Origin of the sequence: Rothia nasimurium, from assembly GCF_928381705.1 — a bacterium.
Lineage (GTDB): Bacteria > Actinomycetota > Actinomycetes > Actinomycetales > Micrococcaceae > Rothia > Rothia nasimurium_G.
Genome location: NZ_CAKMSR010000005.1, coordinates 40,068 through 59,128 on the forward strand (window position 1 = coordinate 40,068; position 19,061 = coordinate 59,128).

The following is a 19,061-nucleotide window of genomic DNA, read 5'->3' on the forward strand; positions in this document are numbered from 1 at the left end:
AAATGTCCAACGAATCTTCACTTGGTTTGATGCGTATTGGCCTGGCGACCTCCCAGAACATCCTGGACTGGTCGTACGGCGAGGTTAAGAAGCCCGAAACCATCAACTACCGAACCCTGAAGCCCGAGAAGGAAGGCCTCTTCGACGAGCGCATCTTCGGCCCTACCCGCGACTGGGAATGCTACTGCGGTAAGTACAAGCGCGTACGCTTCAAGGGCATCATCTGTGAGCGCTGTGGCGTAGAGGTAACCCGTGCCAAGGTGCGCCGCGAGCGCATGGGCCACATCGAGCTGGCAGCTCCCGTGACCCACATCTGGTACTTCAAGGGCGTACCCTCACGCCTGGGCTACCTGCTTGACCTGGCTCCCAAGGACCTGGAAAAGATCATCTACTTCGCCGCCTACATGATTACCCATGTGGACGAAGAAGCCCGCCACGAGGACCTGCCCAACCTGCAGGCCGCCCACGACCGCGACAAGAAGGTCCTGCAGGACCAGCTTGCAGCCGACATCAACCTGATCGCCCGCGAAACCGAAGAGGAACTCGCCAAGATCGAGGCTGACGGTGGCAAGGCCGCCGAAAAGCGCAAGCTGCGTGACGCAGCCGAGCGCCAGATGGCGTCCGTCCGCAAGAACGCAGAACGCGAAATCGAGCAGCTCGACCGCATCTGGGACCGCTTCAAGAACCTCAAGGTCGCTGACCTTGAAGGCGACGAAGCCCTCTACCGCGGCATGGTCGACAAGTACGGCATGTACTTCGAAGGCTCCATGGGTGCAGAAGCAATCAAGAAGCGTCTTGAGAACTTCGACATGGAAGCTGAAGCAGAAGCCCTCAAGGACATCATCCAGACCGGTAAGGGCCAGAAGAAGACCCGCGCCCTCAAGCGTCTGAAGGTTGTCAACGCCTTCCTGACCACCGACAACTCCCCGCTCGGTATGGTACTGGACTACGTTCCCGTCATCCCGCCGGAACTGCGCCCCATGGTGCAGCTCGACGGTGGCCGCTTCGCGACCTCCGACCTGAACGACCTCTACCGTCGCGTCATCAACCGCAACAACCGCCTCAAGCGTCTGCTGGAACTCGGTGCCCCCGAGATCATCGTCAACAACGAAAAGCGCATGCTGCAGGAAGCTGTTGACTCCCTCTTCGACAACGGCCGTCGCGGTCGCCCTGTCACCGGTCCCGGTAACCGCCCCCTCAAGTCCCTCTCTGACATGCTCAAGGGTAAGCAGGGTCGTTTCCGCCAGAACCTGCTGGGTAAGCGCGTTGACTACTCGGGTCGTTCCGTTATCGTCGGTGGCCCCACCCTGCAGATGCACCAGTGCGGCCTGCCCAAGCAGATGGCTCTGGAGCTCTTCAAGCCCTTCGTCATGAAGCGCCTGGTTGACCTCAACCACGCCCAGAACATCAAGTCTGCTAAGCGCATGGTCGAGCGTTTCCGCCCCCAGGTGTGGGACGTTCTCGAAGAGATCATCACCGAGCACCCCGTGCTGCTGAACCGCGCACCTACCCTGCACCGTCTGGGTATTCAGGCCTTCGAACCCCAGCTGGTCGAAGGTAAGGCTATCCAGCTGCACCCCCTGGTCTGTTCAGCATTCAACGCTGACTTCGACGGTGACCAGATGGCAGTCCACCTGCCCCTGTCACCCGAGGCTCAGGCCGAGGCCCGCATCCTCATGCTGTCCTCCAACAACATCCTGAAGCCCTCAGACGGCCGCCCCGTTGCGGTACCTGACCAGGACATGATCATCGGTCTCTTCCATCTGACCACCGCCCGTGACGGTGAGAAGAACGAAGGCCGCCTGTTCTCGTCCTACGCAGAAGCCATCATGGCTATGGACCGCCACGAGATTGAGCTCTACACCAAGGTCAAGATCGTGCTGGACGACTTCGTACCCTACGAAGGCTGGGAAGCCCCCGAAGGCTACGAGCCCGGTCAGCCCGTCCTGGTAGAAACCACCGTCGGTCAGGTCATCTTCAACGAGACCCTGCCTGCCGACTACCCCTGGTACACCGGTATTGCCGACAAGAAGTCCCTGGGTGCCCTCATCAACGACCTTGCTGAGAAGTACCCCATGCACGTGGTAGCCAAGACCCTTGACGCGCTCAAGAACACCGGCTTCTACTACGCTTCACGCTCAGGTGTGACCGTTGCGGTCTCCGATATCGCAGCGCCCCCCACCAAGCCCGCCATTATGGAAGGCTACGAGGAGCAGGCAGCCAACATCGAATCCCAGTTCGCCATGGGTCTGATCGACGACGTCGAACGCCGTACCGAACTGATCGACATTTGGACCAAGGCAACCGACGAGGTCGCCGAGGCAATGAAGGAAAACCTGGCTGAGAAGAACACCACCATTAACCGCATGGTCACCTCGGGTGCACGTGGTAACTGGATGCAGGTTCGTCAGATTGCAGGTATCCGTGGTCTGGTGTCTAACACCAAGGGTGAGATTATGCCCCGCCCGATTAAGTCTTCCTACCGTGAAGGCCTGTCGGTTCTGGAGTACTTCATCGCAACCCACGGTGCTCGTAAGGGTCTGGCAGATACCGCGCTGCGTACCGCAAACTCCGGTTACCTGACCCGTCGTCTGGTCGACGTTTCTCAGGATGTCATCGTGCGCGAGCACGACTGTGGCACCCGCCGCGGTCTGACCCTGCCCCTGATTGAGAAGGACGCCTCTGGCAAGGTTTCCCTGCACGAGAACGTCGAGTCCTCAATTCACGGCCGCGCTCTTGCTGTTGACGTTGTGGCTGAAGACGGTACCGTTCTGGCTGCTGCTGGCGCTGACGTCTCAGATATCGTCATTGACGATCTGTTCAAGGCCGGTATCGAAGAGGTTCGCGTCCGCTCCGTCCTGACCTGTGAGTCAGCAGTTGGTGTTTGTGCCCTCTGCTACGGCCGTTCCATGGCTTCAGGTAACCTGGTCGACATTGGTGAGGCCGTCGGTATTATCGCGGCTCAGTCCATTGGTGAGCCCGGTACCCAGCTGACCATGCGTACCTTCCACACCGGTGGTGTCGCATCGGCTGACGATATTACCCAGGGTCTGCCCCGTATTCAGGAACTCTTTGAGGCCCGCACCCCCAAGGGTGTTGCCCCGATTTCTGAGGTCACCGGTCGCGTCACCATCGAGGACACCGACAAGTCCCTGAAGGTTGTTGTCACCCCCGATAACGGCGATGACCCGGTAGCCTACCCCGTGCTGCGTCGTGCCCGCCTGGAAGTTGCTGAAGGTGACCACATCACCGTCGGTACCCAGCTGGTCGCCGGTGCTGTTGACCCCAAGGAGATCCTGCGTATCCGCGGTCCCCGTGAGGCTCAGAAGCACCTGGTGGACGAGGTCCAGGGCGTGTACCGCTCCCAGGGTGTAGGCATCCACGATAAGCACGTTGAGGTTATCGTTCGCCAGATGCTGCGTCGTATCACCGTCATCGACTCCGGTGAGACCAACCTGCTCCCCGGTGAGCTGGTTGAGAACATCGCCTTCCAGAACGCCAACCGTGCGGCTCTGGCTGAGGGGAAGCGCCCTGCCTCAGGTCGCCCCGAGATGATGGGTATTACCAAGGCGTCACTGGCTACCGAGTCCTGGCTGTCTGCCGCCTCCTTCCAGGAAACCACCCGCGTCCTTACTCAGGCTGCGATGGAAGGTAAGGAAGACCCGCTGGTCGGCCTCAAGGAAAACGTCATCATCGGTAAGCTCATCCCCGCCGGTACTGGCCTTGCCATGTACAACGACATCGAGGTTGAGCCCACCGACGAGGCTCGCGAGGCTCTGTTTGCTCAGACCGCAACTCCCTACAATGATTTCAGCTACGCCGAGACCAACGAGGGTGCTATCAGCCCCGAGTTCCAGGCTATTCCGCTGGATGACTACGAGTTCGGTAAGTAAACCGTCCGCCGTTAGCCCGGTATAGGTAAGGCCCTTCCCCGCACTTCTGCGGGGGAGGGCCTTGCTTGTAGGGGTATGTTTAGTCTGCGCGAGGGAACAGGTGGACGGAAGGGCGCCTATTTGCGGGGAAATCTTAGGTGAGCTGGTTGCCCTGTGCTGCCAGGAGCCTTTCGAAGTGAGTAAGGAGTTCTGCCCTGTCTGGGCTCAGGCCGGTGATGAGTTCAAAGGCATCGGCTGCCTGTCCCACTGCCATGAGCCCGCCGGGTAGTACCCGGCAGCCTATAGAACGGGCTTTCTGTATCAGCGGTGTGTTTTGCGGTAGGTAGATGACGTCGAAGACCCAGAGCTGTGAGTGCAGGTAGTCCAGGGGTAGGGGAGCGCCGGGGTGATGGTGCATGCCGATGGGGGTGGCGTTGACCAGGCCGGTAGAGGCAGCAAGAACAGCAGCTAGCTCATCCTCAGTGACGGCGCGGACGGTTGCGCCCGGGTAGAGCTCGGCCAGCTGCTGGGCTTTGGCTATAGCCCTTTGAGTATCGAGGTCAAATAGATTGAGCGTTCTAGTTCCTAAGCTGAGGAGGGCAGCTGCGGTGGCAGAACCCGCACCACCCACACCCAGCTGGGTGACCACCCTCAGATCACCGGGGGTAGGCTCAAGGTCCTGACTTAGAGCCGAGGCAAAACCACTGATATCGGTGTTATAGCCCAGGAGCCTGCCTTCTTTCGCTACCACCGTATTGACAGCCCCCAGGCGGGCGGCGGCGTCCGACACCTCATCGAGGTGCTCAAGTACCGCTTGCTTGTAGGGGAAGGTGATGTTGAAAGCGTTAAAGCCAAAGTCAAACCCCCAGTGCAGCAGATCTCCCACGGGCAGTACACCCGCTGCTCGCGCCCCGGGGCCCAGAGCATCAAGATCAACGGGGCGGTAGAGATAGCGCACACCTGCCCGGTCTGCTGCGAACTCGTGCAGGGGCGGAGTAAGAGAGGCCGTGATACCGCTACCTAGCAGGCCGACCAGGTAAGACTCGTTGGGGGTGCTCACTCGTGCTGTCCTTTTCGTGGGGTTAAAGTTCTTCCGTTCTACCACGAATCGCGGGGCAAGCCCAGCTAGCTGGAAGAGGCCCCGGTCGGTAGGCTTAGGGGAGCACACACGGGCGGGTATAAACCCGCCTATCTTTTCGCACATCTTGAGGGTTGAATGAAACTATCACGACATGTAGGGGTCAAACTTGGCGTCTTTGGGGCTGCCCTGTCTTTAGCCGCCGGGGCCTATCTGATCCCGTCCCAGGCCGACGTTGAGCTGACACCGGCGGGCGTCAATGCCCAGAATCTGGCCCAGTTGGTGAACTCCACCCAGCCTACCGCTGATAACCCCTACCTGGTCGGGGCGGGCGTAGCCGACATTACCGGTGAGGTCGCCGAGGTGGCCTTCGTGGGCTACGGTACTGACACCCAGAAGGGGTCTGGAATTCACTCCCGCCAGTACGCCCGTGCCTTTGTGGTCATTGACCCTGCCACCGGTTCCCGCAACCTGATTGTGGTACTCGATGCTCTGAGCGCCTGGAATAGCATTCGCGCTGAACTGGTGAACCGTATTCAGGCCGAACTCGGCCCCGAGTTCACCGAAGCGAACATCATGATTACGGCCTCCCACAGCCACGCCACCCCCGGCGGCGTGAGCAAGGACGTGCTCTACAACCTGGCAACCCTGGGCTTCAACGAACCCACCTTCAATAACCAGGTCAACGGGTCTATGCAGGCTATCCGCGAGGCCCTGGCCGACCTGGCCCCCGGCAACGTGACGGTCTCCAGCAGTCAGCTCACCGGTGTGGGCGTCAATCGATCGGCGGTGGCCCTGGAACAAGACCCGGCTAACCTCACCGACGAACTCATCAACGGGGTAGACCCCACCAGCACCACCTTCCGTTTTGAGCACGACGGGGTGACCCGCGCCGTCCTGAACTGGTTCGCTATTCACCCCACTTCTCTGACCAACCAGAACACCCTGGTCTCTTCAGATAACAAGGGCTATGCCCAGTACCTGCTCGAAACCGTAGACCACGGGGTCAACCTGAACGCGGGGGCTGAAGATGATGCCTTCATCGCGGCCTTTGCCAACAGCAACACCGGTGACGTCTCGCCCAACACCATGCTGCAGCCGGGTATGGGCCCCACCAACGACATGTTCACCAACCTTGAGATTCAGGGAACCAAGCAGGCGGACGCCGTCCGCACCCAGCTAGCAAGCGCAGGTACTCCAGTGGGGCAGGGCCTGGATTCCCGCATCACCTACGTGGACTTCTCCAAGGTGCAGGTGGACGCCCGGTGGACGGGCACCGGCTACGCGGGCTCTACCTGTAATGCCTCGCTGGGTGCCCCCTTTGCCGCCGGTAGCGTGGAGGATGGCCCCGGCGCAGCCGGCTTCAATGAGGGAGTTAACGCCAATAAGGTCTGGAGCGACTTCAACTGGCTGGCCTACAGCTCATCTGCCAGCTTGAGCGCCTGCCAGTACCCCAAGGCTAACCTGCTGGCCGTCCACGAGAAGGTGCAGCAGAAGCTGCCGGTGCAGGTCATGCGCTTCGGTAACTACTACCTGCTGGGTATGCCCGGCGAGCACAACGGTGCGGTCGGTGTGCAGTACCGCCAGGATATGGCGGCTCTGTTGGGAGTCGATGAGTCACAGATTATCGTGCAGGGCTACACCAACGCCTACAGCCACTATGTGACGACTCCGCAGGAATACGTTTCGCAGCAGTACGAGGGTGGGGCCACCGTATTCGGTATCAATACCATGGGGGCCTTCCGCCAGACCCTCAACACCGTTGCAACTTCCCTGCGCGATGGCACCGAGCTGCCCCTGGGCGATAAGCCCACTGTACGCACCCCCATGAAGAGCGCTGTGGGTAAGGTCTGGTACGACCTGCCCGGCGCTGGCCACTACTACGGTAAGGTGCTCACCCAGCCCGCCAACACGGCCCGGGGTGCAACCGTCAGCGCCCTCTTTGTGGGTGCCCACCCCAACAACGACCAGCAGCTGAACTCCAGCTACCTTGAAGTTCAGCGTCTAGAGGGTAACCAGTGGGTGACCGTAGCCGGTGATAACGACCCGGCTACCCGCTTCCGCTGGAAGCGGCACCTGGCGGCCCAGTCCCGCGTGACCATCGAATGGAAGATTCCTGCCGATGCGGTTCCCGGCACCTACCGGATTCTCTACCACGGGGATTCCAAGAACGGGGTCGGCACCATCACCCCCTTCACCGGGGCAACCCAGAACTTCACCGTCAGCTAGGCAGGCAGGTTCCTTCAGGATGCGGACGCCGGCACCCCCTTTCCCCTGGCAGGGGAGGGGAGCGCTGGCGTCCTTGCTCTTTTAAAAGCCTTAAGTGCCAGACATCACCCCGATTAAAGAGCTTAAAGCTGCCCCCAGAGCACACAGGGGGTAGATTAAGCCTTTCTAACCAGCTAGAGTAGTACCTGGAGTACTTAGCAGTAGTATCTACTGCCCGCACAGACACGTTCTGAGCAGTACATAAGAACCAATGGCAGAATGGACACCGTCCTTTGGCCTTGTTCGCCCGGGCATCTAGCCCGAACAGCGATCTTGAGGCCTAAATGCCATTTTTTGTTGTGTCTGGGCTCCTGCTAAGTCATAAAGATTTTCTTTTGCGCTTATCCTAAGTGACAGAAGGCAAGTAAACCGGTAGCCCCTAACGGGGCCGCCGATACCAAACGGAGAACAAGTGCCTACAATTCAGCAGTTGGTCCGTAAGGGCCGTGCACCCAAGGTCGTAAAGACCAAGGCGCCCGCACTTAAGGGCAACCCCATGAAGCGTGGCGTATGCACCCGTGTATACACCACCACCCCGAAGAAGCCGAACTCAGCACTGCGTAAGGTCGCACGTGTTAAGCTCAACGGCGGCGTCGAGGTTACCGCATACATCCCCGGTGAGGGCCACAACCTTCAGGAACACTCCATCGTGCTCGTTCGCGGTGGTCGTGTGAAGGACCTCCCCGGTGTTCGTTACAAGATTGTACGTGGCGCACTGGATACCCAGGGCGTTAAGGGCCGCGGTCAGGCTCGTTCACGCTACGGCGCAAAGAAGGAGAAGAAGTAATGCCTCGTAAGGGTCCCGCTCCTAAGCGTCCCCTCGTAAACGATCCTGTTTACGGCTCACCGCTGGTTACCCAGCTCATCAACAAGGTTCTGCTGGACGGCAAGAAGTCAACCGCTGAGCGCATCGTTTACGGTGCCCTCGAAGGCGTTGCCCAGAAGACCGGTGCAGACCCCGTAGTAACCCTCAAGAAGGCAATGGACAACGTCAAGCCTTCACTCGAGGTTCGCTCACGCCGCGTTGGCGGCGCGACCTACCAGGTCCCCGTCGAAGTTCGTGCAGGCCGCGCAACCGCTCTGGCCCTGCGCTGGCTCGTTGGCTTCTCAAAGCTCCGCCGCGAGAAGACCATGACCGAGCGTCTCATGAACGAGATCCTGGATGCATCCAACGGTCTCGGTGCCGCTGTGAAGCGTCGCGAAGACACTCACAAGATGGCCGAGTCCAACAAGGCCTTCGCACACTACCGCTGGTAATTTCTTCGTAGCCTGCCGTTATTACATACGTACATAGCGGCAGGCTTTCGGAGTTTCTCACAAGGGAGAACAAAGTGGCACTAGACGTGCTTACCGACCTGAATAAGGTCCGCAACATCGGTATTATGGCGCACATTGACGCCGGTAAGACCACCACCACCGAACGCATCCTCTTCTACACCGGTATCAACCACAAGATCGGTGAAACCCACGACGGTGCGTCCACCATGGACTGGATGGCTCAGGAACAGGAACGCGGTATTACCATTACCTCCGCGGCAACCACCTGCTTCTGGAAGAACAACCAGATCAACATCATCGACACCCCCGGCCACGTTGACTTCACCGTTGAAGTTGAGCGTTCACTGCGCGTCCTCGACGGCGCTGTTGCAGTGTTCGACGGCAAGGAAGGCGTTGAGCCCCAGTCTGAAACCGTTTGGCGCCAGGCTGACAAGTACGAAGTTCCCCGCATCTGCTTCGTCAACAAGATGGACAAGCTGGGTGCAGACTTCTACTTCACCGTAGACACCATCGTCAAGCGCCTCGGCGCTAAGCCCCTCGTTATGCAGCTGCCCATCGGCGCTGAAAACGACTTCATCGGCGTCGTTGACCTGCTCACCATGCAGGCCTACGTCTGGCCCGGCGATGCCAAGGGTGACGTTACCATGGGTGCTTCCTACGAAATCCAGGAAATCCCCGCTGACCTGCAGGAAAAGGCAGAACAGTACCGTGCCGAGCTCGTTGAAAACGTAGCAGAAGCCTCTGAAGACCTCATGGAAAAGTACCTCGAAGAGGGCGAACTGACCATCGAGGAAATCAAGGCAGGCGTTCGCGCCCTGACCGTTGCTAACGAAGCCTACCCCGTCTTCTGTGGCTCAGCATTCAAGAACCGCGGTGTTCAGCCCATGCTCGACGCAGTTCTCGACTACCTGCCCTCACCGCTGGACGTCCCCGCGATGATCGGCCACCTGCCCTCTGATGAAGAGGTTGAGGTAACCCGTAAGCCCTCAGCTGACGAGCCCTTCGCAGCTCTGGCCTTCAAGGTTGCAGCACACCCCTTCTACGGTCAGCTGACCTACATCCGCGTTTACTCCGGTAAGGCAGAACAGGGCCAGCAGGTTCTGAATGCCACCAAGGGTAAGAAGGAACGTATCGGTAAGCTCTTCCAGATGCACTCCAACAAGGAGAACCCTGTTGAAGAGATCCAGGCAGGTCACATCTACGCAGCAATCGGTCTGAAGGACACCACCACCGGTGACACCCTCTGCGACACTGCTAACCCCGTAGTTCTGGAATCCATGACCTTCCCCGCCCCCGTGATCTTCGTGGCCATCGAGCCCAAGACCAAGGGCGACCAGGAGAAGATGTCAACCGCTATCCAGAAGCTGTCTGCTGAAGACCCCACCTTCACCGTTTCACTCAACGAAGAAACCGGCCAGACCGAAATCGGCGGCATGGGCGAGCTCCACCTCGACATCATCGTTGACCGTATGAAGCGCGAATTCAAGGTTGAGGCTAACGTTGGTAAGCCCCAGGTTGCTTACCGCGAAACCATCACCAAGAAGGTCGAGAAGGTCGACTACACCCACAAGAAGCAGACCGGTGGTTCCGGTCAGTTCGCGAAGGTTCAGGTCTCCTTCGAACCCATCGCCCTCGATGCTGAAGAGCTCTACGAGTTCGACAACGTCGTCACCGGTGGTCGTGTTCCCCGCGAATACATCCCCTCCGTTGACGCCGGTATCCAGGACGCAATGCAGCTCGGTATCCTCGCTGGCTACCCCGTTGTTGGTGTCAAGGCAACCCTGATCGACGGTGCTTACCACGATGTTGACTCGTCTGAAATGGCCTTCAAGATCGCTGGTTCAATGGTCTTCAAGGAAGGCGCACGTCGCGCTGCTCCCGTCCTGCTGGAGCCCCTGATGGCTGTTGAAGTACGTACCCCCGAGGACTACATGGGCGACGTTATCGGTGACCTGAACTCACGTCGTGGTCAGATTCAGTCCATGGAAGATGCAGCAGGCGTCAAGATCGTTCACGCTCTTGTACCGCTGTCAGAAATGTTCGGTTACATCGGTGACCTCCGTTCAAAGACCCAGGGTCGTGCAGTCTTCTCCATGGAGTTCGACAGCTACGCCGAGGTTCCCAAGAACGTCGCTGATGAAATCATCCAGAAGAGCCGCGGCGAGTAATTCTCACCCGGGTGCGGCTCACCCCGTGTGAGCCGCACCGCTTTTCAAAAAAACCTTGTAATTGAACCCGTCTTCGGGTTTCGCCCCACCGGCCTTATCCGCTATTGTGGTAGCTAGACCGCCTTTTACGGCGGAGTGCGCCGGTGTGAAACCCGAGTGCAGGTTCTCAAATCTTCTCTATAGGAGGAATACTCTTGGCTAAGGCTAAGTTCGAGCGCTCCAAGCCTCACGTAAACGTCGGTACCATCGGTCACGTTGACCACGGTAAGACCACCCTGACCGCTGCAATCTCCAAGGTTCTGGCTGACAAGTACCCTGACCTGAACGAGCAGCGCGACTTCGGTATGATCGACTCCGCTCCTGAAGAGCGCCAGCGCGGTATTACCATCAACATTGCTCACATCGAGTACCAGACCGAGAAGCGTCACTACGCACACGTTGACGCCCCCGGTCACGCTGACTACGTCAAGAACATGATCACCGGTGCTGCTCAGATGGACGGCGCAATCCTCGTTGTTGCTGCCACCGACGGCCCCATGGCTCAGACCCGCGAGCACGTTCTGCTGGCTCGCCAGGTTGGCGTTCCCACCCTGCTCGTTGCTCTGAACAAGTCAGACATGGTTGAGGACGAGGAACTGCTCGACCTCGTTGAAATGGAAGTTCGCGAACTGCTCTCCTCACAGGAGTTCGACGGTGACAACGCTCCCGTTGTTCGCGTTTCCGCTCTGAAGGCTCTCGAAGGTGACCCCGAGTGGGTTGCTAAGGTTGAAGAGCTCATGGACGAGGTTGACAACTACATTCCGGACCCCGTTCGTGAGAAGGACAAGCCCTTCCTCATGCCCATCGAAGACGTCTTCACCATCACCGGTCGCGGTACCGTTGTTACCGGTCGCGCCGAGCGCGGTACCCTGAAGATCAACTCCGAAGTTGAGATCGTTGGTATCCGCCCCATCCAGAAGACCACCGTTACAGGTATCGAGATGTTCCACAAGCAGCTCGACGAAGCATGGGCAGGCGAGAACTGTGGTCTGCTGCTTCGCGGTCTGAAGCGCGACGACGTAGAGCGTGGCCAGGTTGTTGTTGAGCCCGGCTCAATCACCCCCCACACCCAGTTCGAGGCTAACGTCTACATCCTTTCCAAGGATGAAGGCGGCCGCCACAACCCCTTCTACTCGAACTACCGCCCCCAGTTCTACTTCCGCACCACCGACGTTACCGGTGTTATCACCCTTCCCGAGGGCACCGAAATGGTTATGCCCGGCGACAACACTGAGATGACCGTTGAGCTCATCCAGGAAATCGCAATGGAAGAGGGCCTCGGCTTCGCAATCCGCGAAGGTGGCCGCACCGTTGGTTCAGGTCGCGTTACCAAGATCATCAAGTAAGTTCCTTACTTCCCGATCTGAACTCCTGCTAGCGTCCAGCTAGCGGAGGGCGATAGAGGGCTGGCCCCCGCAGAGCAATCTGCGGGGGCCAGCCCCTTTTTTTTGTTTCTTGATGAGCCCCTGATAAGCAGCGTGTCTATTGATGCTTAGCCCAGGGGATAACCGGAGTCTCACGATTGCCCTGGCTCTGAGGCTGGACCTGGTTCTGAGGCTGGCTCTGGCTCTGGGCTTGAGGCTGCATTGCAGGTTCTTCTGCCCGAGCAAGGAGCCGCCAGATAACGAGCCCCATGAGAACAAAGCCCAGGAAGAGGAGCGACCAGGCATTTAAACCGTCTAAGACATAGAGCACCTGGTAGGTCAGCAGTAGAGCCGTGAGGGGAGGAGCCAACTTTTTCCCTACCATGGCGGAGGCCCCGAGAAGCGTGCCGGTGGCAGCAAGCAGCAAAATCGTATCGTAGGGGGCTAGATAGGGATAGTTGAAAGGGAGAATGAGCAGGCTATAGAAGACCTGGGCGCTAAAGGCTAACCAGAAAAGACGGGCAGGGCGATTGCTCAGACGCGGGACGCCAGCAGGCTGGGCACGCATCCATATCGGTAGCACATCAGGGCGGCCTACCATGGCCAAAAGTGCACAGCTGAGGGTAAGGGCCTGGAAGAAGTAGAACACCCCGTTATCCATATCGTGATAGAGCAGGGTCTTCAGGAGCAGGCTATTGAGCCCTAGAAGCAGGATTGCGGGCCGGGCGGCAGGGGAGACCAGCAGGAACCAGGCTAGGGTAAAAAGCAGAACAAGAAGCAGCGAGAGCGGCAAACTTTCATCGGCGAAGTATGGATAGACCCCGGTGAAGTGAGCGATAATCAGACCGGTGAGTGACATGGCCCGGTTGTGCTGGTAGCCCCACCGTCCTAGCGGGTCAGCAGGGCGTACACGCAGAGGCACACGACCCGGAACAGGAGGACGGGCAGCTTGTGCTGCTGGCAGCAGAGCCGCTCCCAGGGTAGTAATTACTAGAATACTTGCCGTAATCCACGTCAAAACAGCGACGGTGCTGAGGCTTGTGAGCCCCCATAGCAGGGTGGCCAGGCCCACGGTGAGGGCAACCGAGATAAGGGCTGACTGGGCAGCAAGGACGCCCTGGGTGCGGGGTGCTCGCAGCCAGATGAGAGCAAGCACTAGGAGTATGAGGGAGCCAAGAGCCGTGGCGGGGTTCCAGTCTGCATCTATAAGGAATAGGCCCACGGCGGCAGAGACCCAGCTCAAGACGAGGCCCACCATGTATTCCATCGGGCTTTGAGACGGAGTTCTACGAGATAGCAAGAGTATGGAGCAGGCGGCCAGGAGAGCAGTAATGCTCAGGAAGACCAGTAGCCGGGTGCGACCGGTGAAGGAAGAAAAGCTCATCAGGACGACAGCGGCGCCCACCAGGTAAATCCTAAAGGTAACCAGGGCATGAGAACGCGCTGGGGAACTCAGCAGGGGGAAGGCAGCAAGGATGCCCGCCGCCGCGACTGCCAGGGCAAGGAGAATGTACTTAGCCGGTAGGGGGCCTGCGCACAGCATGATGAGAGCCAGGGGTACAACCACATAGAACGTGGTCAAAAGCCCTACCGGTTCAAGGCCGCCAGGCGAGCGTAGCTGGGCTGGGGCGTCCTTACTGTAGGGGGAAATGAGGGGATCCGCAGCCCTGCCCTGTATTGTGCGGGTAGCCAGAGCTCTGCTCAGGGTGAGAAGGGCAGCGCAGAGGGTCAGCCCGGTATAGACCCCGAGCCCAAGGCTATGAATGCCGTACCCTATCGGTTCGGTATGAGCCATGAAGGTCAACGATACTGAGGGGCGCATCGTAATAGCTGCCGTTGTTCCGAGAAGGCCCGTGAGGAGAGCAAAAAAGGGCAAGGTCTGGGAGACAGGAAGACGCCTGTGGGGTGCAACAGGTTTTGTTGCCCGGGAACGTAGGAGAAGCTCGGCTAGGAGGTAGCTAGTGGACGCTCCTGCCGCCAGAAGGACTAGCCCCAGGTAACGGGGGCTACCTGCTACGAACCCTAGAGCAAGAACCGCGACAGCAGTGAGCGTGAGCGTGGCGAACTGAGCCCAGCGGACGGGGCGCAAGCAGGTAGCGTTGCTGCCGTCGATTTCTTGAGCGATGCCGCTCGCTGCTGGCAGGCAGAAAGCCCCAAGCAGGATCAGGGTAACCGCTAGGGGAACCGGTGGTAGAACGAAAAATCCTACCCACGCCAGAGCTAAGGCACCTAGGGGAAGATACTGACTGAGCCGGGTGCGGTAGGCCAAAAGGCCGAGGGAACCGCAGGTGGCGAGGCTGAGGAGGCCCAGGAACACCGTGCTCGAAAGATTCTCCTGCGTGAAAGAAACCAGCGGTGGTGCGGGAGCGGTATCAATAAAGGTGGGAACTGCCTGCATCTGGTCTATGAGCCATGCGAGGGCAGACGCAAGGAAAGGCTGGGCGAGTGCCCATGTAACCCAAGCATCGACGTCCGTCCGCCAGGGTAGGGGAGGGCGGGCCCAAGCCAGTACAAGCGCACTTGCCACCAGGAAAAGGGCAATAGGAATAGAGAAAGGGAACGAAATGACGCTGCGCTCATGAAGCCACAGGGCTAGGGCAGCTACTGCTAGCAAGGAATAGATACGGGCCTGGAAGTAGTAGAGCCAGGTGGGCGGCTGCCTGAGCTGGGCTCCCGCATAAAGGGTCGCCAAGGCCGCAATGATGCTGATTTCCCAGGGCGCCAGGCTGGTGTAGAAAAGGGCAGCGCCTACAGTTGCCGGAACGAAAACACGAGAAGCATCGAGAAAACCCGCGGCAAGTTGAGTAGGCATGCGGTCCTGGAAAGCCCGCAGCCAGAGAGTAAGGGCGGTTGCAAGGACGAGGAGAGCAACGAAATACCAGATCAGCGCGACTTGCAGGTTCTTTGACATGGCCAGGACGTCAGAGACCAAAAAGGCTAGGGCCAGGTAGCTCATCACCCGGGCCTGCATCAGGGCTAGGGCGCCGCAGGCGGCAAGGGTGCCGATGCAGGAAACCAGTAGCCAGAGTAGGGGCCCTGACTCCGGCCAGATGAGGGTGTAGAAAGCGAACCCGCACAGGGGGATAAGAGCTAGGGCCGTACCGGTAAAGGCGTAGGACGCCAGTCGCAGCTTGGGAACCCAGCGAAAGGTGCCCAGCCCCGCTGTATAGAAGAGAGCGGCAAGAGCAGACAGCAAAAAGGCCTGTTGCGGCGCTGTGGCTAGAGAGGTGGCCAGCAGCCCGGCGGCGCTGATAATCAGAAGACTGCCCAGGTATAGACCGATATTGAGCAGGATATTCTCTGTAGAGCGTCGGTGAGATTGGGGCCGGAAATCTGGGTGTGTGCTCATAGTTTTATCCTAGTGAGGGCGCGCACTATTGCTCGGTATATGACAGGCTTCTTCTCTCTTCTATGCAGTGCGCGGACGCCCGTGATTGAGTAGAAGAGGAAAGGAAATGCGGGCTGAATGTGGGGCTGGGCACTTCACACAGAAAAACCTTGCGGGGAAGCCTGGACTCTGGCAAGATGGATAACGTTGTTCAAGCGCTTACCGCGTGAAAGTAGCCCTGATTCCTTCTCGAATCGGGTGAAGGTAAGCCCAAATATGACCCAATCGATCAGTTCGAGGGAAAAGTGCGCTCCTTTTTGCCCTAGCAAAAAAGCGACACGCCCGAGTTCGGGGGTCGGTGCCTCGGTAGGGTGAGGAACCCGGCAGATGTCGGATTCAGCCTACGCAGAGGTGGCGCGAAAGAGACGAAGAATCATCTCTTTACCTCAAGCGCCAGATAAAAGGAGCAACCGCTCCGTTACAGGGAAGTAGACAAGAAAGAGAGTCCGACAGATGGCGGGACAGAAAATCCGCATCCGTCTGAAGTCATACGACCACGAGGTCATTGATTCTTCAGCTCGGAAAATCGTTGAGACAGTTACGCGTGCAGGCGCGACGGTAGTAGGCCCCGTGCCGCTGCCCACCGAAAAGAACGTTTACTGTGTTATCCGTTCGCCTCACAAGTACAAGGACAGCCGCGAGCACTTCGAAATGCGCACGCACAAGCGTCTGATCGACGTCGTTGATCCGACCCCCAAGGCTGTTGATGCCCTCATGCGTCTTGACCTTCCGGCAGACGTAAACATCGAAATCAAGCTGTAGAGGATCGCATCTAAATGACTAACAAGTTCGAGCGCCAGGTTAAGGGCCTGCTGGGCACCAAGCTTGGCATGACCCAGGTCTGGGACGAAAACGGCAAGTTCGTGCCCGTTACTGTCGTCAAGGCCGATTCCAACGTTATTACCCAGCTGCGCAACGCTGAGACCGATGGCTACGAAGCTATCCAGATCGGTTTCGGTGCAATCGAAGCTCGCAAGGTAACCAAGCCCCTCGCCGGTCACTTCGAGAAGGCAGGCGTAACTCCTCGCCGTCACCTCGTTGAACTGCGTACCTCAGACGCCGCTGAATACTCACTCGGTCAGGAACTGACCGTTGAGCTCTTCGAAGCTGGCCAGAAGGTCGACGTAGTTGGCAAGACCAAGGGTAAGGGCTTCGCCGGTGTTATGAAGCGTCACGGCTTCGCAGGTGTAGGTGCATCACACGGTGCCCACAAGAACCACCGTAAGCCCGGCTCAATCGGTGGCGCATCATACCCCGCACGCGTTTTCAAGGGTATGCGCATGGCAGGCCGTATGGGCGCTGCACGCCACACCACCATGAACCTCACTATTCAGGGTGTAGACGCCGAAAACAACGTTCTTCTGATCAAGGGTGCTATCCCCGGTCCTAAGGGCGGCGTTGTTCTGGTTCGCACTGCTGTGAAGGGAGCCTAATAAACCATGGCTGTCAAGACCGTAAAGGTAGACCTGCCCGCTGACATCTTCGACGCTCAGGCCTCTATTCCCCTGCTTCACCAGGTAGTAGTAGCCCAGCTCGCAGCAGCACGCCAGGGTACCCACAAGACCAAGAACCGCGGCGAAGTTTCCGGCGCAGGTCGTAAGCCTTTCAAGCAGAAGGGCACCGGCCGCGCACGTCAGGGCTCAATCCGTGCACCCCACATGACCGGTGGTGGCATCGTACACGGCCCGACCCCGCGTAGCTACGCACAGCGTACCCCCAAGAAGATGATTGCAGCTGCACTGCGCGGCGCTCTCTCAGATCGCGCTCGTCACGACCGCGTTCACGTTGTTGAAGCTCTGGTAGAAGGCACCAAGCCCTCCACCAAGGCAGCTAAGGCAGCAATCGCAGAGATCACCAGCCGCAAGAACGCACTGGTTGTCATCGACCGCAAGGACGACCTGGTAGCACTGTCAGCACGCAACCTTGAGAACGTTCACGTCATCTACGCAGATCAGCTGAACACCTACGATGTTCTGATCTCAGACGACGTCATCTTCACCAAGGATGCCTACGACGTATTCGTCGCAGTTGCTTCCAAGGCTAAGAAAGAGGCTGCTAAGTAATGTCTGTTACCACCTCAACTTTCAAGGATCCCCGCGACGTGATCATCGCTCCCGTCGTGTCGGAAAAGAGCTACGGTCAGCTCGACGAAGGTAAGTACACCTTCCTCGTAGACCCCCGCTCCAACAAGCTGGAAATCAAGCAGGCCATCGAGACCATCTTCGATGTCAAGGTTGCTTCCATCAACACCGCTAACCGTCAGGGCAAGCGCAAGCGCACCCGCTTCGGTTGGGGTGCTCGTAAGAACACCAAGCGTGCGATTGTAACCCTCAAGGAAGGTTCAATCGACCTCTTCGGCGGTCCGGCTGCATAAGCACCGGAGACCACTTTAGCGAAGGAAAGAAATATCTAAATGGGTATTCGTAAGCACAAGCCGACGACCCCGGGTCGCCGCGGCTCGAGCGTCTCAGATTTCGCAGAAATCACTCGCTCAACCCCGGAAAAGTCCCTGGTTCGTCCGCTCCCCAAGAAGGGCGGCCGTAACAATACCGGTCGCATCACTACCCGTCACAAGGGTGGTGGCCACAAGCGCCAGTACCGTCTGATCGACTTCCGTCGTCACGACAAGGACGGCGTCGACGCACGCGTTGCACACATCGAGTACGATCCCAACCGTACCGCCCGCATCGCTCTGCTCCACTACGTTGATGGCACCAAGCGTTACATCATCGCCCCCAACAAGCTCGCTCAGGGCGACATCGTAGAGTCAGGTCCCTCTGCCGACATCAAGCCCGGCAACAACCTGCCCCTGCGCAACATCCCCGTTGGTACCGTGATTCACGCTGTTGAGCTCCGCCCCGGTGGCGGCGCCAAGATGGGCCGCTCTGCTGGCGCATCCATCCAGCTGGTCGCTAAGGAAGGCAAGTACGCCCAGTTGCGTCTGCCCTCCGGCGAAATCCGCAACGTGGACGTCCGCTGCCGCGCAACCGTCGGTTCCGTCGGTAACGCTGAGCAGTCCAACATCAACTGGGGTAAGGCCGGCCGTAACCGCTGGAAGGGCATCCGCCCGACCGTCCGCGGTGTCGTCATGAACCCCGTTGACCACCCCCACGGTGGTGGTGAAGGTAAGACCTCAGGTGGCCGTCACCCGGTTAACCCCAACGGTAAGCCCGAGGGTCGTACCCGTCGCCCCAACAAGGAAAGCGACAAGCTCATTGTTCGTCGCCGTCGTACTGGCAAGAAGCGCTAAGGAGCCTGAAACATGCCTCGTAGTTTGAAGAAGGGCCCTTTCGTTGATCAGCACCTTTTCGTAAAGGTTGCAGCTCAGAACGAGAAGGGCACCAAGAACGTTATCAAGACTTGGTCCCGCCGCTCGATGATTATCCCCGACATGCTCGGTCACACCATCGCAGTGCACGACGGACGCAAGCACGTACCCGTGTTCATCACTGAGTCCATGGTTGGTCACAAGCTCGGCGAGTTTGCGCCCACCCGTACTTTCCGTGGCCACGTTAAGGACGACCGCAAGGGTAAGCGTCGCTAAGCTACGGTTCACCCCGTACCTTAGAAACGTTTTCCTTTCGGCAATAGACGAAAGAGAGATAG

The 19,061-nt window shown here is 58.8% G+C and carries 14 protein-coding genes; 12 read left to right on the forward strand and 2 right to left on the reverse strand.

The window, feature by feature from the left end; genetic code table 11:
- Positions 1–2 precede the first annotated feature (2 nt).
- The gene (locus L6762_RS05525; RefSeq protein WP_237185974.1) at positions 3–3,893 is read left to right on the forward strand and encodes a DNA-directed RNA polymerase subunit beta'; all 3,891 of its coding nucleotides are present in this window, start codon (positions 3–5) and stop codon (positions 3,891–3,893) included.
- Positions 3,894–4,026: 133 nt separating this feature from the next.
- Here L6762_RS05525 and L6762_RS05530 read toward each other — a convergent pair whose 3' ends face one another.
- Positions 4,027–4,932 (reverse strand): shikimate dehydrogenase, encoded by a 906-nt coding sequence (locus L6762_RS05530; RefSeq protein ID WP_237185975.1) that lies wholly within the window; start codon positions 4,930–4,932, stop codon positions 4,027–4,029.
- 156 nt (positions 4,933–5,088) lie between these two features.
- Here L6762_RS05530 and L6762_RS05535 point away from each other — a divergent pair, with 156 nt between their 5' ends.
- The 5 genes from L6762_RS05535 to tuf all read left to right on the forward strand — a co-directional run bounded on the left by L6762_RS05535 (position 5,089) and on the right by tuf (position 12,049).
- Entirely contained in the window at positions 5,089–7,179 is a 2,091-nt protein-coding gene (locus L6762_RS05535; RefSeq protein WP_237185976.1) for a neutral/alkaline non-lysosomal ceramidase N-terminal domain-containing protein, read from the forward strand.
- Positions 7,180–7,630: 451 nt separating this feature from the next.
- Entirely contained in the window at positions 7,631–8,005 is a 375-nt protein-coding gene (gene rpsL / locus L6762_RS05540) for a 30S ribosomal protein S12 (protein ID WP_083090707.1), read from the forward strand.
- Entirely contained in the window at positions 8,005–8,475 is a 471-nt protein-coding gene (gene rpsG / locus L6762_RS05545) for a 30S ribosomal protein S7 (RefSeq protein WP_135012878.1), read from the forward strand. Before rpsL ends, rpsG begins: the two co-directional genes overlap by 1 nt.
- Positions 8,476–8,549: 74 nt before the next feature.
- Positions 8,550–10,664 (forward strand): elongation factor G, encoded by a 2,115-nt coding sequence (fusA, locus tag L6762_RS05550; RefSeq protein ID WP_237185977.1) that lies wholly within the window; start codon positions 8,550–8,552, stop codon positions 10,662–10,664.
- 194 nt (positions 10,665–10,858) lie between these two features.
- Positions 10,859–12,049 (forward strand): elongation factor Tu, encoded by a 1,191-nt coding sequence (tuf, locus tag L6762_RS05555; RefSeq protein ID WP_185174279.1) that lies wholly within the window; start codon positions 10,859–10,861, stop codon positions 12,047–12,049.
- A gap of 136 nt (positions 12,050–12,185) precedes the next feature.
- On the opposite strand, the gene L6762_RS05560 is transcribed toward tuf, so the two are convergent.
- Positions 12,186–15,416: a hypothetical protein gene (locus L6762_RS05560; protein WP_237185978.1), complete on the reverse strand. Its 3,231-nt coding sequence runs from the start codon at positions 15,414–15,416 to the stop codon at positions 12,186–12,188.
- Between the two features lie 492 nt (positions 15,417–15,908).
- Here L6762_RS05560 and rpsJ point away from each other — a divergent pair, with 492 nt between their 5' ends.
- The 6 genes from rpsJ to rpsS are packed head-to-tail and all read left to right on the forward strand — an operon-like array spanning position 15,909 to position 18,999.
- Entirely contained in the window at positions 15,909–16,217 is a 309-nt protein-coding gene (gene rpsJ / locus L6762_RS05565) for a 30S ribosomal protein S10 (RefSeq protein WP_068169589.1), read from the forward strand.
- 14 nt (positions 16,218–16,231) lie between these two features.
- Entirely contained in the window at positions 16,232–16,888 is a 657-nt protein-coding gene (gene rplC, locus L6762_RS05570) for a 50S ribosomal protein L3 (RefSeq protein ID WP_135012885.1), read from the forward strand.
- Between the two features lie 6 nt (positions 16,889–16,894).
- On the forward strand, positions 16,895–17,518 hold the full coding sequence (gene rplD / locus L6762_RS05575) for a 50S ribosomal protein L4 (protein WP_135012886.1): 624 nt from the start codon (positions 16,895–16,897) through the stop codon (positions 17,516–17,518).
- Complete coding sequence (gene rplW / locus L6762_RS05580; RefSeq protein ID WP_135012887.1) at positions 17,518–17,829, forward strand: 50S ribosomal protein L23; 312 nt, start codon at positions 17,518–17,520, stop codon at positions 17,827–17,829. Before rplD ends, rplW begins: the two co-directional genes overlap by 1 nt.
- A 39-nt stretch (positions 17,830–17,868) precedes the next feature.
- The gene (rplB, locus tag L6762_RS05585; RefSeq protein ID WP_135012888.1) at positions 17,869–18,705 is read left to right on the forward strand and encodes a 50S ribosomal protein L2; all 837 of its coding nucleotides are present in this window, start codon (positions 17,869–17,871) and stop codon (positions 18,703–18,705) included.
- Between the two features lie 12 nt (positions 18,706–18,717).
- Positions 18,718–18,999, forward strand: coding sequence for a 30S ribosomal protein S19 (gene rpsS / locus L6762_RS05590; protein ID WP_083090719.1), 282 nt, complete (start codon positions 18,718–18,720; stop codon positions 18,997–18,999).
- Positions 19,000–19,061: the final 62 nt, after the last annotated feature.

What these genes read in the sequence shown, in the direction of transcription:
- L6762_RS05525 (WP_237185974.1), top strand. Translation starts at nt 3, where the DNA reads ATGTCCAACGAATCTTCACTTGGTTTGATGCGTATTGGCCTGGCGACC.
- L6762_RS05535 (WP_237185976.1), top strand. Translation starts at nt 5,089, where the DNA reads ATGAAACTATCACGACATGTAGGGGTCAAACTTGGCGTCTTTGGGGCT.
- rpsG (WP_135012878.1), top strand. Translation starts at nt 8,005, where the DNA reads ATGCCTCGTAAGGGTCCCGCTCCTAAGCGTCCCCTCGTAAACGATCCT.
- L6762_RS05560 (WP_237185978.1), bottom strand. Translation starts at nt 15,416, where the DNA reads ATGAGCACACACCCAGATTTCCGGCCCCAATCTCACCGACGCTCTACA.
- rpsJ (WP_068169589.1), top strand. Translation starts at nt 15,909, where the DNA reads ATGGCGGGACAGAAAATCCGCATCCGTCTGAAGTCATACGACCACGAG.
- rplC (WP_135012885.1), top strand. Translation starts at nt 16,232, where the DNA reads ATGACTAACAAGTTCGAGCGCCAGGTTAAGGGCCTGCTGGGCACCAAG.
- rplD (WP_135012886.1), top strand. Translation starts at nt 16,895, where the DNA reads ATGGCTGTCAAGACCGTAAAGGTAGACCTGCCCGCTGACATCTTCGAC.
- rplW (WP_135012887.1), top strand. Translation starts at nt 17,518, where the DNA reads ATGTCTGTTACCACCTCAACTTTCAAGGATCCCCGCGACGTGATCATC.
- rplB (WP_135012888.1), top strand. Translation starts at nt 17,869, where the DNA reads ATGGGTATTCGTAAGCACAAGCCGACGACCCCGGGTCGCCGCGGCTCG.
- rpsS (WP_083090719.1), top strand. Translation starts at nt 18,718, where the DNA reads ATGCCTCGTAGTTTGAAGAAGGGCCCTTTCGTTGATCAGCACCTTTTC.